Here is a 17964-nt window from a genome sequence, read left to right as displayed (position 1 = left end):
AAAATTAGTTAGTCAAGCCAAGACGTTCACCGGCATAAGAACCATCCTGAACCCGGCGCCACCAATTTTCATTGTTCAGATACCATTCAACCGTTTTACGAATTCCGCTTTCGAAAGTTTCTTGTGGTTTCCAGCCTAACTCTTGCTCGATCTTACTGGCATCAATGGCGTAACGCATATCGTGACCAGGACGATCTTTCACAAATGTAATCAGTTCGGAGAACTTGGCGATCCCATTTGGTTTTGCGGAAATCAGTTCATCGAGCAACTCACAAATGGTTTTAACGACGTCAATATTTTTGCGCTCATTGTGACCACCAATGTTATAGGTTTCGCCTACGACACCCTCGGTAACCACTTTATAAAGTGCACGGGCATGATCTTCAACATACAGCCAGTCGCGTACCTGTGCGCCATCACCGTATACCGGTAATGCTTTACCTGAAAGTGCGTTCAGAATGATGAGTGGAATGAGTTTTTCCGGGAAATGATAAGGACCGTAATTATTCGAACAATTTGTCACAATAGTAGGGAAGCCGTAAGTGCGCTGCCAGGCTCGCACTAAATGATCGCTGGAAGCCTTTGATGCAGAGTAGGGACTGCTTGGCGCATATGGCGTCGTTTCAGTGAAAAGATCCGTTGTGCCGTGCAAATCGCCATACACCTCATCCGTTGAAATATGATGGAAGCGGAAAGCCGATTTTTTCTCTTCAGGCAGAGAAAGCCAAAAATGTCGGGCTGCTTCCAGAAGCACATAAGTGCCAACAATGTTGGTTTCGATGAAGGCTGCCGGGCCATCAATCGAGCGATCAACATGGCTTTCAGCAGCAAGATGCATAACAGCATCCGGTTGGAAGTCAGTAAAAAGAGTATCCAGTTCTGTGCGATCACAAATATTTGCCTGCGCAAACTGATAGCGGGGATCAGATGATACGGGAAGGAGTGACTCAAGATTGCCCGCGTATGTGAGGCTATCGACAACCAGGACACTATCCTTTGTATTATCAATAATGTGACGAACAACTGCTGAACCGATGAAACCGGCACCACCGGTGATCAAAATTTTCATATATACGTACTCATTTATTAAGTGTTAGCTTCTTCACATGCTACATGCTCAAAAAATCAGCTATTTCACTTGTATGACGAAATAGGAACATAGTGTAGCGCAGAGTTAGTGTAAGCACAGCTATAATCAGGTCATTCCCGCATTTCCATGCTGAGTATTCATGTAAACTATAGTTAGTTAAAATATATCAGAGGTCTGTTTAAAAGTACTCTGTTATTACTGGCGGTGATTATAGTAAAAACTTATGTCAGAACTTGCGAGATATCATATTACTTGTGACTGAGGGTCCTTGTAGGAATTGTCCAATTTGTTGCAGCGTAAACTTGGTTTTGGGTGAATCAGTGACAATCTCATGAACTGAAATGGGTTCTAACAGCGGGGATCGTTAATTGCGCATGAGTAAGTTAAGCAATGAACCGTACAGTAAAGATACAGTTAGCCGAGAAACGAATTTTTTAGCCAGATTCTGAGTGAGCCACAATAGGCATTTGTGGTACGATTTTTCAGGAAATACGCAGGGCTGAGTGCTTCAAAAAACGATTTGCAGGAACGGCATCTACTGTCGTTTATGCAGCAAATGTAACGTGTCGCTGGATAATTGTACATAACGAGTGAGCTAGAAAAATGAATGTTACTGACACAGAAGTTATTGGCGTAAAATTAGTAGAACCTAAAGTTTTCGGTGATGATCGCGGATTCTTTTTGGAAACATTTCAGCAAAATCGCTACAAGGAAATGTTAGAAATCGATCTGGATTTTGTTCAGGATAACCACTCCCGTTCATCGAAAAACGTTCTTCGTGGCTTACATTTTCAAACGTCTAAACCGCAGGGCAAGTTGGTTCGTGTTGTCCGTGGTGAAGTATTTGATGTTGTGGTTGATATCCGTCCAGAGTCCGCAACTTTCGGTAAGTGGGTAGGTGTATATCTTTCGGAAGACAATAAGAATCAGCTGTGGGTACCACCCGGTCTTGCCCATGGCTTTGTGGTGATTTCAGACTTCGCCGATTTTGAGTATAAATGCACTGATTACTATGATCCGAAAAATGAAGGTTGCTTGATCTGGAACGATCCTGAAGTCGGGGTAAAATGGCCTGTTAGTGAACCGTTGCTCTCTGCAAAAGATGCATTGGGTCAAGGTTTTTCAGAACTTTTTAAAATTTGATGTGCTGTCAAAGGCCTCGGGTTTTGGCTTGAGGCATCAATACAAGAACACTGTAAAATTCTATAGGTACTTTAACCAAATGAAATTGTTGATCGTAGGATGCGCGGGCCAGGTTGGTAGAGAATTGGTGCGACGAGCTCCGGCTGATTGGGAGGTAAAAGCTGTTGACAGGCAAGAGCTTGACATTACCGATCACCGGAAAGTAATGAGTGTTGTCAGCGAGTTCCGCCCTAACTCGATTATTAATGCTGCTGCCTATACCGCTGTCGATCGTGCAGAATCTGAACGTGAATTTGCCTATTTAATCAATAGCACAGGCGCTGAAAATTTGGCTATTGCAGCGCAACAGGTTGATGCTTCTTTTCTCCATATATCGACTGACTATGTTTTTTCTGGGGACCATGAGGGATGCTATGTGGAAACAGATACCACAGGGCCTACCGGTGTTTATGGTGCAAGCAAATTGGCAGGTGAACAAGCTGTTGCCATGGCTTGTAAAAAACACATTATTTTGCGTACTGCCTGGGTATTCGGTGAGTATGGCAACAATTTTGTAAAAACAATGCTGCGACTGGCGAAAGACAGAGAGCAATTATCTATTGTTGGGGATCAATTCGGAAGTCCAACTTATGCCGGGGATATCGCGGAAACTCTGCTTGCAATAGCTGGTCAACTTAAGCCTGAAGACGAACGTTGGGGCGTGTATCACTATTCAGGTTATCCTTATACATCATGGGCAGGTTTTGCGGCAGAAATCTTCACCTCAGCTACAAAACATTCAGTTCTCGCTAAATCGCCTTCAATACTGGATATTAAAACTGTTGAATACCCGACGCCTGCCAAACGTCCCTCCAACTCCAAACTTGATTGTGGCAAGTTATTGAAAAAATTCAATATTGCACCAAGTGACTGGCAGAAAGCACTTGAAAATATCGGTGCGTACCACGGGTGAAATTAGAAAATTGATTCAGGCAACTTTCAAGGTGTCAATTAATTTGAGTTGAGTTTTAAAAAACCTCAACTCAAAGAAACTGTTAACTTTCAAATGTGAAGCAAAAAGAGAAGTCTATGAATCCTCATTTAGGAAAACCCACTTCACTGCTTTCGCTATTTAATAGCGCGTGGAATAATAAAAATTTAATATTACAGATGGCTAAGCGTGAAATTATTGGCCGATATCGTGGTTCAGTGATGGGGGTCTTCTGGTCATTCATCAACCCAATTTTTATGCTGGTTGTATATACGTTGGTGTTCTCGGTTGTTTTTAAAGCCCGCTGGGGCACTCAGGCTGCTGGAAATGAATCTAAAGCCGATTTTGCGATAATTCTCTTCGTCGGTTTGATCATCCACACACTGTTAGCTGAAATGCTCAGTCGTGCCCCTTCCATGATTTTAAATAATGTAAATTATGTTAAAAAAGTAGTTTTTCCTCTTGAAATATTGCCGCTGGTCGCGCTGGGTAATGTGCTTTTCCATAGTTTTGTTAGCACATTTGTTTTGTCTGCGGCTTTTGTCATATTTAATGGTTACCTTCATTGGACTATAGTTTTCTTTCCATTAGTCCTGTTCCCTTTGATTTTACTGACGCTGGGTTTAACTTGGTTTCTTGCCTCGTTAGGGGTGTTTATCCGTGATGTTAGTCAAACCATTTCGATTGTAGTCACTGTATTAATGTTTCTTTCCCCTGTGTTTTATCCTATTACAGCTGTGCCTGTTGCAATGAGAAAAGTAATTTTACTTAACCCATTGACATTTATTATCGAGCAAGGAAGGGCTGTCATTATTTGGGGGGAATTACCTGATTTTACGGGGCTGGCAATATATTCCTTGATTGCAATTTTCATTATGTGGTTAGGCTATGCTTGGTTCCAAAAGACTAGAAAAGGATTCGCAGATGTCCTCTGATGATTTTGCCATTAGAATTGAAAATGTTGATAAATGTTTCCAGGTCTATGAAAGTCCTGCACGCAGGCTTAAGCAATTCGTTATGCCTAAAATTGACCGTAAATTAGGGAAAGAGGCACGCATCTATCATCAGGACTTCTGGGCGTTAAAAGATGTGTCTTTTAATTTACCACGTGGCCAGACGATGGGGATTGTTGGCCAAAATGGTTCTGGCAAGTCCACACTCTTGCAAATAATTGCTGGGACTTTAACGCCGACAGCGGGAAATGTAGCCGTCAATGGTCGTGTTGCAGCCTTACTGGAACTGGGGGCAGGTTTTAATTCTGATTTCACAGGTCTGGAAAATGTTTATTTAAATGCTTCTCTTTTGGGGTTATCTAAAGAGGAAACTGAGAATAAATTAGATGACATATTATCTTTTGCCGACATTGGCGGTTTTATCAACTCTCCGGTCCGTTCGTATTCGAGTGGGATGTTGGTCCGCCTGGCATTTGCAGTTCAGGCGCAAATAGACCCAGAGATTCTTATTGTTGATGAGGCCCTGGCAGTTGGGGATGCAAAATTTCAGGCGAAATGTTTTTCACGACTGAAAAGGCTTAAACAGGACGGTACTTCAATTCTTTTTGTATCACATGCCACAGAGCAAATTGTGACACATTGTGATAGTGCACTGTTGTTAGACCATGGAGTGGTACAAGTTCAGGGTAGCCCTAACGATGTGGTTAACAGGTATTTGGATGTTCTTTTTGGTAAGAAAAACGGCTCATCCATTAGAAAAGATCAAGACGATAAACTTGAGAAGGCTGTTTCCCGTGAAGTTCAGATTCGGGACCGGGAATCGAAATCTAACCTCTCACCTGGTAGCTTCAGCTCATTATTGACGGGAGAATACTCAGAACGCCCTAACTATAATCCGTCAGAGTACCGATGGGGAGACCGTGCAGCGGAACTGATAGATTTTTACATCTGTCAGGATGGTGAAGATTATCCAAGCACAGTTACACCTGGAAAAGAATTAACCCTGGCTATTAAAGTAAGATTTCGCGACGTTGTCGTGAGGCCAATATTTGGTTTCGCTATTAAAACTAAAGAAGGCGTGACAATCTATAACACGAATAGTGAATGGCAATCTGTAGACTTGGTTGATGTGGCGGAAATTGATACTGAAATGGTGGTTTCTGTTACATTGCCGATGATGGTATATGAAGGTGATTTCTTTATCTCTGTCGGTATTGCCAGTAGTTCTCTTGATGGTGAGATTATACCGCACGATCGCCGGTATGATTCAATACACTTGGCTGTCGGGCCTGTAAAATCTTTCACTGGCTTAGCCAATTTGAATGCGAGAATAAATTTTGAAACAGAATAACATACATGAAATTTTATTAAATAATGACTTCTTTATTGATAAAACGACCAATGTTTGGCGTCCTGTTGAATTGCCAGCTTTTGCATATAATGACGGTGATGAGGCTGAGAATTACGTATTGAAGTCTGTTACCGAATCAGCTGATGTAAGCATAAATTCAAAAGAGCTGTCAGATAAGATGAAGGATTGGCCATCCACTTATCATCTTTCCTCCAGACGCTCGAATTTATTGCGTCCTTTTGAGCAGTGGTTAAAAGGTAAAAAGGTTCTCGAAATAGGTTGCGGTTGCGGCGCAATAACGCGTTTTTTGGGAGAAAGTGGCGCTGATGTTGTATCGGTAGAAGGAAGCCTTCGACGTGCTCAAATTGCAAGAGCACGAACCCGGGATTTGTCTAATGTAGACGTCATTTGTGCACCGAGTGATATTATACCTGACATTGGTCATTTTGATGCAGTTATACTTGTAGGCGTATTGGAGTATGCGCGAGTATTTCTTGGACACGATGGTCAAAAAACTCTTTTAGATTCATGTCGGGACAGAATGACTGAGACCGGCAAGCTTTTCGTCGCAATCGAAAATAAATTAGGTATAAAGTATTTTTCAGGAGTCAATGAAGATCATGTAAATATGCCAATGTTTGGTATCAACAACTCTTACACTGAAAAAAGCGTCGTTACTTTTGGCCGTAGTGAACTTAAAGCTGTGCTAGCTAATTCAGGTTTTTTGCATAACGAAGAGTTTTTGCCACTTCCTGATTATAAATTACCCGTCAGCATTATTTGCCCGCGTGGATGGAAAAACTTTTCATCACAATTTTCGCAACTGGCAATCGAAAGTGCACATCAGGACCCGCAGAAAAATTCAGAAAATTATTTTTCTATTGAGGAAGGTCTTTATAATATTTGGAATAATGATCTTGCACCTGATTTGAGTAACTCTTTTTTAATGGTAAGTAGTCAGATAAAACCTGATGAGGAAATTATCGATCAAACGATCGCTGCTTATCATTTTTCAGATGGCAGAGCTAATGAATTCAAAAAAACAAGTCTATTCAAAACTAATTTAAATGATGAATTAGTTGTGCTCACCAGTGGCGGTGATGTTTCAATTCCATCATCAGTTAATGAACATTCAATTGTTGAAAGTGGTGTTTTCCATGACGGCGAGAGTTTATGGCTTTCTCTCGTTCATACTGTGAACAAACCCAACTGGACAATTCAAGATATCGTTTGCTGGTCCAGTATCTGGATCAATGAAATTCAAAAGCGAGCCAGTCTTTCCAAAGAATTCAATAGCCTGACGGTTTTGCCTTCTGAGTTTTTGGATGCAATGCCTTTCAATTTTATTACATTAGATAATGGTGATAAGAAACTTTTTGACCAAGAGTGGAATTCACCTGCTGAGATTACTCTGGGATATATAGTCTTCAGAGGGATTTTCCATTCTCTATTGCGATTGACGTCAATTTCATCAAGCCCATCTTATCGGGGAGAAAGTATTGCTGATTATTCATTATCTATTATGAATGCAATAGGCTTTAGCTGTGACGATGATTTAAAAAATACCTGGTTGAAAGCAGAAGCAGATTTTCTGGCATCTGTTCAGTCTAAAGATGCTGTTGCTATACTCTCTGTTCTTAAAGAGGTAAAATTAAATGTCAGAAGGGATTCTGCAAAGGCTATTGTCAACGACTTAAACACTGCAATTGAAGAACAGAAACATTTACAGGGGCATATTGCAGAATTGCTTACTGTAGCTGATGAACGCGCAAGCGTAATTCAGTCACTTGAATTAGATATTGCCGGCAAAGAGATGACTATTAAAACATTAGAAGATGCCAACAGAGAAAATGTTGATAAATTAAATAATTCTCATTTAGAACTACTGGATAAAATATCTTTACGTGATAAGCAACTCACTGAGCTTTATAACGATGCTGCTCTCAATGAGCAGCTTTTGGGACAGTGCCGCCATGAAAATCATTTATTGCAACAGCAACTAAATGGTATTTACGATTCTTCCAGTTGGAAATTTTCAGCTCCTATTCGCGTAATTTCAAGACGCACTCCCTCTTATTTACGCAATCCAGCGCGCGTGATTTTTAGAAAATTTTTCTATATTGGACAAAGTGTTAAGGTTAAATCTGGCCAAGTTGTGCGGAACGTTATACGCCCTGCTAAATTGCTCACCACACGAGTGAATCAGCGCAGTAGAACATATGCACAGCGTGTTTATCATGCTCTGCCAGATAGATATAAGCTTAGTGCTTTAAAAGTTGCGATGAAATTAAAACCAGAATGGTTCTATGACCATCCATCTTTTATCCGTACTAACGAGAGCATTGCAGGGATCAGGCAAGCTAAAACTGACTGGATGGTTGATATTAATACCTGCAGAGACAATTTTAAAGGAACACCAGGCAAGGTCGCTGTACACTGCCACATATTTTATCATGATTTAATAAATGAGTTTAGTGCCCATCTATCAGTTATCCCGTTCTCATTTGACGTTTATGTATCAGTTACTACTGAGGAAGGGAGAGACGTTTGTACTAATGCGCTGAAGAAAATAAAAAACATTTCTAATTTATATGTTGAAATTGTACCGAATCGCGGCAGAGACATTGCGCCGATGTTCTGTCAGTTTGGTGAACGGCTAAAAGAATACGATTATGTCTGTCATATACAGAGCAAAAAGTCTCTCTATAATGGTGGGACAACGTTGGGATGGCGTGAGTATTTGTTTAATACTCTTTTAGGTACTGAAAAAAATACAAATCGTATTTTTGGATTATTCCAAGATAATCCTACGGTAGGGATCATTTTCCCCCAAGCTTTTGTTCAGGTGCCGTATCCGGCATTTACATGGTTGGCTAATAAGCAAGATGGGGCAATGCTTTGTCAACGTATTGGTATACCGATGCCTGAAAGTTATTACCATTTCCCAGCGGGTTCCATGTTTTGGGCAAAAATGTCAGCAATGAAACCTCTTTTTGACCTAAATCTTCAATGGGAAGAATTCCCGGAAGAATTGGGCCAAACTGATGGTACATTAGCGCATGCGCTGGAAAGGATGCTCGGGATTGTACCTACATCTCAAGGCTATCAGTCCATTATTATAAAAGATCATAGCAGCCCTTCTTGGTCACCATTTCGCTTTGATCAGCAATATTTAAATCGTGCTGATGAAACTTACAGCCATTTGATCAGAGATTCCAAAACTAAAGTTATAGCATTCGATATTTTTGATACATTACTTGTTCGTCCATTACTCGTTGCCGATCATACTAAAGAAATCATTCGTCAGAGATTGAATGAGTCCGAGGGCAAGCTCTTTGCTAATTTCAGAGCAATGGCAGAGGTTAATGCACGCAATATTAAAGGGAAAGATATTTCCATCTCTGATATATATGAGCAGTTTGGCTTGCTAACTAAACTGTCTGCCGAGAAATGTGCTGAAATTCAACGCATTGAAGAAATTGTTGAATTAGCATCAGTATCACCTCGAAAAGATATGGTACACCTCCTCAATAAATCCAAGGAATGGGGCAAACGTGTTGTTCTCATCAGCGATATGTTTTTATCAATACAAACTATCGAAACGATGTTAGAGCTCAATGGGATTGATAATTATGATCGCCTATACCTTTCCTCAGATTTGGGCATAAGGAAAGATACCGGACAACTCTATTCATTCATGCTTGATGAAGAAGGCGTGAAGGGTGAGGAAGTTGTTATGTTTGGTGATAATGAGCGCTCCGATTTGCAACTGCCTTGTGATGAGTTCAAATTGCGTGCTTTACACATACTCCGTGCTGCAGATCTCGCCAAATCTTTGCCTGAATATGAGACTCTTATTCGACCAGAAGTTTATGAGAACAATCTCAATCGAGAATTGACCATTGGGATGTTAGTCAGAGAAAACCTGAATAAATGCTATAACTTTGATGCTAATGATATTGCTATATTTTCATCTGCCCCTCGTCAACTTGGCTTTAATCTCGTGGGGCCGACAATATCAGCATTTTGCGCATGGCTTGCTGAGAGAGCAAAAGCGCAAAATGTGACGGATCTATATTTCCTTGCTCGTGAGGGTAAGCTAATCAAGCAAGTTTATGATGCATGGTCCAAAACAGTTGATGATGCTCCAAATAGCCACTATCTACAGGTTTCCCGCAGAGCGGTTAATGTCCCAAATATTGCGTCATTTGAAGATATTTGTGCAATCGCGCTGTCTAATTATTATCCTAATAAAGTACAGAGCTTTTTCTACGAACGGTTTGGTTTAGAACTTTCAGATGATCGTTGGAATGAGATTTATGCCTCAGGTGTCTGGAAAAAAGGTACTTTACTCCAGGTAAAAGACGGGGATTTGTCTGCTATTAACGACTTATTGCATGTTCTTACACCTGATATTTTGGCTGAAGCTTCAGCTGAAAAGAACATCCTTTTACAGTATTTTGACTCTGTTGGGCTTACCAGCAGCGAAAATGTAGCGGTAGTGGATGTGGGATATTCTGGGACGATCCAAAAATCTATAAATAAATTATTGTCTGGTCCAATTCACGGATTCTATTTCGCGACCGCACATAACATTCGCGAGGGCATGCCAGAAAATGCATTTGCCGAAGGCTGTTATGTTGAATTGGGGCAGGCTAAAAATATTGGCTCCCGCATATTCAGTAACAGTTTCTGCTTGGAGCAATTATTAAGCGCTAATGACCCTCAGGTGACGAAGTATGTCTTTGATGAAGATAATTTATTTAAACCACGCTTTAAGGTTTTAAGTGAAGCAGAATTGTCCACTCAACCCACCCGAAACGCGTTGCAAGAAGGTGCGATGGACTTCGTGAATCAGTCCGTTGAGATTAGAAATAAATTTTACAATAGCTTTGTACCTTCGGTAGAGATTGCTGATGTACTGTATGCTGATTTCATTGAAGCAACGCTTGAGAATAAGAACAGTGTCCTGGAAAAAATGGTTCTTGATGATGACTATTGTGGACGAGGTTTGATCAACTGAGTTTTTGGTTTTCTTTTCTAAAGTCTGCCCCTGTGGGGCAGACTTTTTCTCAGTATCAGAATAAGGTTATCCCAATATGCAGGACCCTGAAATTGCAGTTATGATGTGCACGTACAATGGTGCACCATATTTGCTATCTCAACTAGAATCTATTGAAAATCAATCTGTCAATAATGTACATATTTACATCTCTGACGATGGTTCTTCCGATGAAACCTGCGCAATAGCCCGTTCATTTATTGATTGCTCCCACTTTGAAGGCACACTCTTAAAAGGTCCAAAACGCGGGTTTGTAGAAAACTTCATGCATATGGTTAACAATGAAGAAATATGCGCGAAATATTATGCCTTTTCTGATCAAGATGACGTCTGGAAATCTGACAAGCTGGAGCGGGCGATTAATTGGCTTTCTGAGATCCCTGAGGATGTCCCTGCGCTGTATTGTTCCAGGACAACATTGACGGATGCTGAAGGAAAAATCATCGGGGCCTCCCCTAACTATAAACGCCCCCCGGCTTTCGCAAATTCAATCCTTCAAAACATTGCCAGTGGCAATACGATGGTTTTCAATCATAAGGCCAGAGAGCTTCTTGCTCTGGCTTATGGCGCTCCTATGGTTGCGCATGACTGGTCTCTCTATCAGATTGTCAGCGGATGTGGTGGGAAAGTTTTTTTTGACACTATTCCTACTGTATTTTATCGACAACACCATAATAATGTTATTGGCAATAGTATGGGGCTGGGTAAGCGAATACAAAATTTTTTGCAGGCTCACAGTGGGAGAGCGGCTATCTGGAATAATATGAATTTTGAAGTGCTGGGCAGGGTCAGTCGACACCTTACGCCGGAGTCTGCGGCGACTCTGCACGACTTTAAAAGCATCAGGAACAGTAGCCTTTCGATGAGGTTAAAACTGATGAAAAGTTCCGGTATCTATCATCAACAGGCCATCGGCTATTTCACCACACTGACTTATGTGCTGCTGAATAAAATATAAGACTGGTATAAATAGTGAAAATCATCGCTTCCTTAGTGCTCTATAAACACCAGTATGCGGATATCGAGCCAACGATTAACTCATTGATTAATGAGGAAACTATATCAAAAATTGTCATTGTTGATAATGGCGGGGAATGCCGCTGGTTAAAAGACTATAGCCACCCTAAAATCGAGATCCTAATTTTAAAGACCAATTGTGGTTTCGGGACAGGTCATAATGAAGTATTCAGGCGTTATGCAGAGCAGTATGAGTTTACGCTGATCTGTAATCCGGATATTGCTTTCAAATCCGGCGAAGTTGACAAACTCTATCATTACTGTGTCATTAATAAGATCGGATTGAGCATTCCTAAAGTCATTTACCCAGATGGTTCCTTGCAGCATTGCTGTCGACTATTGCCGACACCGTATCAGCTTTTTATAAGACGTTTTTTTACCCGCCTTTCCAGCGGTATTAACGAGACTTATGAACTACATCAGGCTGATCTCAATCAGGCATTTTTCGCCCCCTCTTTATCCGGATGCTTCATGCTCATGAGCAGGGATGCCCTGAAGGAAACAAAAGGATTTGATCCCCGTTTTTTCCTTTACCTGGAAGATGTTGATTTATCTCGAAGGGTGAGCCAATCAGAATTCGCTGTACGATATTGCCCTGACTCTGTTGTCGTCCATGAGGCTCAGCGTTCCTCATACCAGAATAAAAAATTTATGATTTATCACGTTGTTTCCGCAATTAAATATTTCAATAAATGGGGTTGGTTCTGCGACAAAGAGAGAGCACAGCTTAACCAGAAATGCCTTAGCCAGTTACCGACTAAGAATGGCCGTTGAGACATAAGTCGTTAAAGTGTGCCCGCGAAAGCTCTTTTTTACCTGCATTCCCCACATGTTACCGGTAAAGTAAAGCTGGCCTCTGAGAAGGGCGAAGCAGGGGATTGCTGGCATGTGCGATCAGAATATTGTTATGGCTGCAATAGGTTCACCCTTCGCCATTCTCATGTACAATGCTTGTGTTCATTTGTATGGCTCAGTGCAGTTAAACTCACTGTTTACAGGGGTTTAGACTAAAAACTGGGCGATCAACTATTTCAGACAGGAGTTGCTAATGTCCAAACAACAGATCGGCGTTGTCGGTATGGCGGTCATGGGCCGTAACCTCGCGCTTAACATTGAAAGCCGTGGTTATTCCGTTTCCATTTTTAACCGTTCAGGCGACAAGACTGATGAAGTCATCGCTGAAAATCCGGGTAAAAATCTGGTTCCGCACTACACCGTCGAAGAGTTTGTTGACTCGCTGGAAAAACCTCGTCGTATCTTGCTGATGGTGAAAGCCGGTGAAGCAACTGATAAAACCATCGCATCCCTGACTCCGCACCTGGATAAAGGCGACATCCTGATCGATGGCGGTAACACCTATTACAAAGACACCATTCGCCGTAACCGCGAACTGTCCGAGCAAGGTTTCAACTTCATCGGTACCGGCGTTTCCGGCGGTGAAGAGGGCGCGCTGAAAGGCCCGTCTATCATGCCTGGCGGTCAGAAAGAAGCCTACGCGCTGGTAGCACCTATTCTTGAAAAAATCGCAGCCCGTGCTGAAGATGGCGACGCTTGTGTGGCTTACATCGGTGCAGATGGTGCCGGCCACTACGTCAAAATGGTGCACAACGGTATCGAATACGGCGACATGCAGCTGATCGCAGAAGCGTATTCTCTGCTGAAGCAGTCCCTGAACCTGAGCAACGAAGAGCTGGCGACCACCTTTGCTGACTGGAACAAAGGCGAGCTGAGCAGCTACCTGATCGACATCACCAAAGACATCTTCACTAAGAAGGACGAAGAAGGTAAATACCTGGTCGATGTGATCCTGGATGAAGCAGCGAACAAAGGCACCGGTAAATGGACCAGCCAGAGCTCACTGGATCTGGGCGAACCACTGACGCTGATCACCGAGTCTGTGTTTGCCCGTTACTTGTCTTCCCTGAAAGACCAGCGTGTTGCGGCTTCTAAAGTACTGTCCGGCCCGGCGGTGAAACCTTTCTCTGGCGACAAAGCGGAGTTCATCGAGAAAGTGCGTCGTGCTCTGTATCTGGGCAAACTCGTTTCTTACGCGCAAGGCTTCTCACAGCTGAAAGCCGCATCAGATGAGAACAACTGGGATCTGAACTACGGTGAAATCGCGAAGATTTTCCGTGCGGGTTGTATTATTCGTGCACAGTTCCTGCAGAAAATTACCGATGCGTATGCTGAAAATGCCTCTATCGCTAACCTGCTGCTGGCTCCGTACTTCAAAAACATTGCTGATGAATATCAGCAAGCGCTGCGTGATGTCGTGTCTTATGCCGTTCAGAACGGTATCCCGACGCCAACCTTCTCTGCTGCGATCAACTACTACGACAGCTACCGTTCTGCGGTTCTGCCCGCCAACCTGATCCAGGCACAGCGTGACTACTTCGGTGCGCATACTTACAAACGTACCGACAAAGATGGCGTATTCCATACCGAATGGTTGGATTAATTGCCTGACCGGCACGTGTTAAGCGTGCCGGTGTTGTCACGTCGAGACAAAAAAGCCGCCAATGCATCAGCAAAGGCGGCTTTTTCACGTCTGAACTTTTACTTTTGAATGTCGACGTTATTTCTTATGACGCTGACGCAGATTCTCAATGACCGCACTCAGGTTCAGATCCTGATCCTGCAGCAATACCAGCAGGTGATAAATGAGATCTGAGGCTTCGTTTTTCAGTTCAAAGCGGTCGTTGACGGTGGCGGCCAGCGCAGTTTCAACGCCTTCTTCACCGACTTTTTGTGCGATGCGTTTGGTACCGCTGGCGTAAAGTTTGGCGGTATACGAGCTTTCCGGATCGGCGGTTTTGCGCGAGGCGAGCAGTTCTTCGAGCTGATACAGAAACGCCCAGTCGGTTTCGGCAGGGTGGAAGCAGCTGTTATTGCCTTTATGGCAGGTCGGACCAAGCGGATTGACCAACACCAGCAGCGTGTCGTTATCGCAATCCGGGGTGATGCTGACGACGTTCAGGTAGTTTTCTGACGTTTCGCCTTTGGTCCACAGACGCTCTTTGGTGCGTGAATAAAACGTTACCTTGCCGGAAGACTGCGTAACGCCCAGTGCTTCCTGATTCATATATCCGAGCATCAGCACTTCACCCGACACCGCGTGCTGGATGATGGCTGGCATCAGGTTATCCACTTTTTCCCAGTCGAGCTGGCTAATCTGTTCATCGGTCAGCAGACCGGTTTTTACATCCTGATTACTCACAAGCGGATCTCCACGCCATTTTCGGCCAGGTAGCTTTTCAGCTCGCCAATATTAATAATTTGTTTGTGGAACACGGAGGCGGCCAGTGCGCCGTCGACCTGTGCTTCGCGGAAGGCGTCAAGGAAGTGTGACATGGTCCCCGCGCCGCCCGAAGCGATCAGCGGAACATGACACACTTCGCGGATCATCTTCAGTTGCTCAAGGTCATATCCGTTACGCACGCCGTCCTGATTCATCATATTCAGCACAATTTCACCTGCGCCGCGTTCCTGCACTTCCTTCACCCAGTCGATAGTCTGCCAGGTGGTGATCTTAGTACGCGCTTCATCACCGGTAAACTGATGAACCTGATAAGTTCCCGTCTCTGTATCGTGCCACGTATCGATACCCACGACGATACACTGTACACCATACCTGTCGGCAAGGCGGGTGATCAGTGTCGGATCCGCCAGGGCAGGGGAATTAATAGAAATCTTATCTGCACCAAACTGCAAAATCTGGCTGGCATCTTCAAGGCTCTTAATGCCACCCGCCACGCAGAAAGGGATATCAATAACTTCAGCCACGCGCGATACCCAGCTTTTATCCACTACGCGGCCGTCGCTTGAGGCGGTGATGTCGTAGAATACCAGTTCGTCCGCGCCTTCCTTCGCATAGCGCTGCGCCAGCGGTACGATATCGCCGATGATTTCGTGATTGCGGAACTGTATGCCTTTGACGACCTGACCGTCTTTAACGTCGAGGCAGGGGATTATCCGTTTTGCCAGCATGAAATTGCCTCCGTCACATTAAATTTACCGTCGAGCAATGCGCGCCCGACAATCACGCCTTCCACACCGCTGTCACGCAATGCAGCGATATCATCCAGTGAGCCGATACCGCCTGAAGCCTGAAACGCCACCTGCGGATAACGCGCTGTCACTTCACGATAAAGTTCGACGTTGGAACCGGCCAGCGTACCGTCACGGGAAATATCGGTGCACAGCACATGTTTCAGGCCGAACGGCAGATATTGCTCGACGACCTGTTCCAGCGTGGCATTGGAGTTTTCCTGCCAGCCGCTGATGGCCACCTTTTTGGTACCTTCGGCATCGATGCGTACATCCAGTGCCAGCACCAGCGCATCCGCGCCGAAACGGCTGAACCAGCCCTGTACGGTCGCCGGATCTTTCACTGCAGTCGAACCGACCACCACGCGGGTTGCGCCAGCGTTAAGCAGTGCTTCAACGTCCTGCTCATTACGGATGCCGCCACCGACCTGCACCGGCACGGAAACACCGGCCAGTAATTTCGTCAGCAAAGGGATCTGGCGCGCAGCCGGATCTTTCGCGCCGGTTAAATCGACAAGGTGCAGAACCTGCGCACCTTGCTGCTGATAATCCTGCAAACGCGGTAACGGATCATTGCCGTAGTCACGTTGCTGACCGTAATCACCCTGATGCAAACGCACCACGCTGCCTTCGATCAAATCCAAAGCGGGAATAATCATGCTGTTTACATCTCCAGAAAGTTTTTCAGCAACTGTGCGCCCGCGGCACCGGAACGTTCGGGATGAAACTGCACGCCGAAGAAGTTGTCTTTTTGTACGGCGGCGCTGAAGGGCTCGCCGTAAAGTGTCTGAGCGACCGTGTTTTCGCATACCGGCATGGCAAATCCGTGGACGAAATAGAAGTAGGCATTTTCATCAATGCCGCGGAATAAATGGCTGTCGGCGTTGGCGGTGACCTGATTCCAGCCCATATGTGGCAGCGGCAAACCAAGGTCTGGCATGCGCTGCACCGGCGTCTCAATAATACCCAGTGTATCGATACCGCCATTTTCTTCGCTCGATGAAGCCAGCAGTTGCATACCCAGACAAATGCCCAGCACCGGTTGGGTGCAGGCTTTGATCAGGTCAATAAGCTCACGCTGTTCGAGCTGTTCCATCGCCGCCTGCGCCGTGCCGACGCCCGGTAAAAACAATTTGTCAGCCTGCAACACAATCTCCGGTTCACGGCTCACCGTGGGCTCATAGCCCAGACGCTGAACTGCATATTTCACGGAAGAGAGGTTGGCACAGCCGGTATCAAGGATAACGACATTCATCACAGCACTCCTTTCGAGCTCGGCAGGGTGTTGCCATCCACACGAATTGCCTGGCGCAGTGTGCGGCCAAAGGCTTTGAACAGGCTCTCAACACGGTGGTGATCGTTCTTGCCTTTAGTACGCAAGTGCAGGGTACAGGCCATCGCATAAGACAGTGAACGGAAGAAGTGTTCGACCATTTCCGTGCTCAGGTCGCCGACGCGCTGATAGTTAAATTCAGCTTTGTATTCCAGGTGCGGACGCCCGGAGATATCCAGTGCACAGCGAGCCAGACATTCATCCATTGGCAGTACGAATCCGAAACGGCCAATGCCACGTTTATCGCCCAGCGCTTTGTTCAGCGCTTCGCCCAGCGCCAGTGCGGTATCTTCCACCGTGTGGTGATCGTCGATATATAAATCGCCTTTCACTTCGATGTTCATACGAAAACCGCCGTGCGTAGCGATCTGATCCAGCATATGGTCGAAGAAACCGACACCGGTACGGATTTTGCTTTCACCTTCGCGATCCAGCCAGACATCCACATCAATGGCCGTTTCCCGCGTTACGCGGTTAACTTTTGCATGGCGGTCACGTTGAGTCAGTTGCTCTGCAATCGTCGCCCAGTTCAGCGTATCGCGCTGATAACGCAACCCGGCGATACCCATATTGGCCGCCAGCTGGATATCAGTGTCACGGTCGCCAATCACATAACTGTTTGCCGTGTCCAGCACGCCGCTTTCCAGATAACCCGCCACCAGTTTGGTTTTTGGTTTACGGCAATCGCAGTGATCGGCTGGCAGGTGCGGACAAATCAGCACCTCGTCGAAAACGATGCCCTGTGAAGTCAGGATCTGCATCATCAGGTTGTGCGGCGGGTCGAAGGTTTCCTGCGGGAAACTGGCGGTGCCCAGACCGTCCTGATTGGTGATCATCACCAGTTTGAAACCGGCATTTTGCAGCGCTAAGAGTGCCGGAATGACGCCCGGCTCGAGGGCCAGTTTGTCCAGACGGTCGACCTGAAAATCTTCAGGTGGCTCGGAAATCAGGGTACCGTCGCGGTCGATGAACAGTGTTTTTTGCAATAACGGACTCTG

14 protein-coding genes are annotated in these 17964 nt (G+C 44.8%); 8 read left to right on the top strand and 6 right to left on the bottom strand.

Annotated features, from left to right (window positions below; translation table 11 throughout):
• Nucleotides 1–4: 4 nt before the first annotated feature.
• The gene (rfbB, locus tag HGO41_RS07990) at nucleotides 5–1069 is read right to left on the bottom strand and encodes a dTDP-glucose 4,6-dehydratase (protein ID WP_121019431.1); all 1065 of its coding nucleotides are present in this window, start codon (nucleotides 1067–1069) and stop codon (nucleotides 5–7) included.
• 624 nt (nucleotides 1070–1693) lie between these two features.
• Here rfbB and rfbC point away from each other — a divergent pair.
• From rfbC to gnd, 8 genes are all read left to right on the top strand, one after another.
• On the top strand, nucleotides 1694–2233 hold the full coding sequence (gene rfbC, locus HGO41_RS07985; protein WP_250980941.1) for a dTDP-4-dehydrorhamnose 3,5-epimerase: 540 nt from the start codon (nucleotides 1694–1696) through the stop codon (nucleotides 2231–2233).
• 79 nt (nucleotides 2234–2312) lie between these two features.
• Nucleotides 2313–3185 carry a dTDP-4-dehydrorhamnose reductase gene (gene rfbD / locus HGO41_RS07980; RefSeq protein WP_134706174.1) on the top strand — a complete coding sequence of 291 codons (873 nt, stop codon included), beginning with the start codon at nucleotides 2313–2315 and terminating at the stop codon, nucleotides 3183–3185.
• A 116-nt stretch (nucleotides 3186–3301) separates the two neighbouring features.
• Complete coding sequence (locus HGO41_RS07975) at nucleotides 3302–4138, top strand: ABC transporter permease (protein ID WP_153375908.1); 837 nt, start codon at nucleotides 3302–3304, stop codon at nucleotides 4136–4138.
• Nucleotides 4128–5507, top strand: coding sequence for an ABC transporter ATP-binding protein (locus HGO41_RS07970; protein ID WP_112151819.1), 1380 nt, complete (start codon nucleotides 4128–4130; stop codon nucleotides 5505–5507). Before HGO41_RS07975 ends, HGO41_RS07970 begins: the two co-directional genes overlap by 11 nt.
• On the top strand, nucleotides 5494–10530 hold the full coding sequence (locus tag HGO41_RS07965) for a rhamnan synthesis F family protein (RefSeq protein ID WP_153375906.1): 5037 nt from the start codon (nucleotides 5494–5496) through the stop codon (nucleotides 10528–10530). The genes HGO41_RS07970 and HGO41_RS07965 overlap by 14 nt, the downstream gene beginning before the upstream one ends.
• A gap of 76 nt (nucleotides 10531–10606) precedes the next feature.
• On the top strand, nucleotides 10607–11527 hold the full coding sequence (locus HGO41_RS07960) for a glycosyltransferase family 2 protein (protein ID WP_134706176.1): 921 nt from the start codon (nucleotides 10607–10609) through the stop codon (nucleotides 11525–11527).
• Between the two features lie 14 nt (nucleotides 11528–11541).
• Nucleotides 11542–12360: a glycosyltransferase gene (locus HGO41_RS07955; RefSeq protein ID WP_112151822.1), complete on the top strand. Its 819-nt coding sequence runs from the start codon at nucleotides 11542–11544 to the stop codon at nucleotides 12358–12360.
• 274 nt (nucleotides 12361–12634) lie between these two features.
• Complete coding sequence (gene gnd / locus HGO41_RS07950; protein WP_013575079.1) at nucleotides 12635–14044, top strand: NADP-dependent phosphogluconate dehydrogenase; 1410 nt, start codon at nucleotides 12635–12637, stop codon at nucleotides 14042–14044.
• A gap of 117 nt (nucleotides 14045–14161) precedes the next feature.
• Here the strand turns inward: gnd and hisIE are convergent, their stop codons facing one another.
• Genes hisIE through hisB form a run of 5 tightly spaced genes read right to left on the bottom strand, consistent with a single transcriptional unit; the run spans nucleotide 14162 to nucleotide 17952 of the window.
• Nucleotides 14162–14776 carry a bifunctional phosphoribosyl-AMP cyclohydrolase/phosphoribosyl-ATP diphosphatase HisIE gene (gene hisIE / locus HGO41_RS07945; RefSeq protein WP_041689068.1) on the bottom strand — a complete coding sequence of 205 codons (615 nt, stop codon included), beginning with the start codon at nucleotides 14774–14776 and terminating at the stop codon, nucleotides 14162–14164.
• Nucleotides 14777–14799: 23 nt separating this feature from the next.
• Complete coding sequence (gene hisF, locus HGO41_RS07940) at nucleotides 14800–15573, bottom strand: imidazole glycerol phosphate synthase subunit HisF (RefSeq protein ID WP_013575081.1); 774 nt, start codon at nucleotides 15571–15573, stop codon at nucleotides 14800–14802.
• Nucleotides 15555–16292 carry a 1-(5-phosphoribosyl)-5-[(5-phosphoribosylamino)methylideneamino]imidazole-4-carboxamide isomerase gene (gene hisA, locus HGO41_RS07935; protein ID WP_013575082.1) on the bottom strand — a complete coding sequence of 246 codons (738 nt, stop codon included), beginning with the start codon at nucleotides 16290–16292 and terminating at the stop codon, nucleotides 15555–15557. Before hisA ends, hisF begins: the two co-directional genes overlap by 19 nt.
• Nucleotides 16293–16297: 5 nt before the next feature.
• Nucleotides 16298–16888: an imidazole glycerol phosphate synthase subunit HisH gene (gene hisH / locus HGO41_RS07930; RefSeq protein WP_013575083.1), complete on the bottom strand. Its 591-nt coding sequence runs from the start codon at nucleotides 16886–16888 to the stop codon at nucleotides 16298–16300.
• Complete coding sequence (hisB, locus tag HGO41_RS07925) at nucleotides 16888–17952, bottom strand: bifunctional histidinol-phosphatase/imidazoleglycerol-phosphate dehydratase HisB (RefSeq protein ID WP_015689709.1); 1065 nt, start codon at nucleotides 17950–17952, stop codon at nucleotides 16888–16890. Before hisB ends, hisH begins: the two co-directional genes overlap by 1 nt.
• Nucleotides 17953–17964 lie beyond the last annotated feature (12 nt).

This window comes from Rahnella sp. CG8 (assembly GCF_023701875.1).
GTDB lineage: Bacteria > Pseudomonadota > Gammaproteobacteria > Enterobacterales > Enterobacteriaceae > Rahnella > Rahnella aceris.
This window is presented reverse-complemented; position numbering and strand designations above follow the sequence as displayed.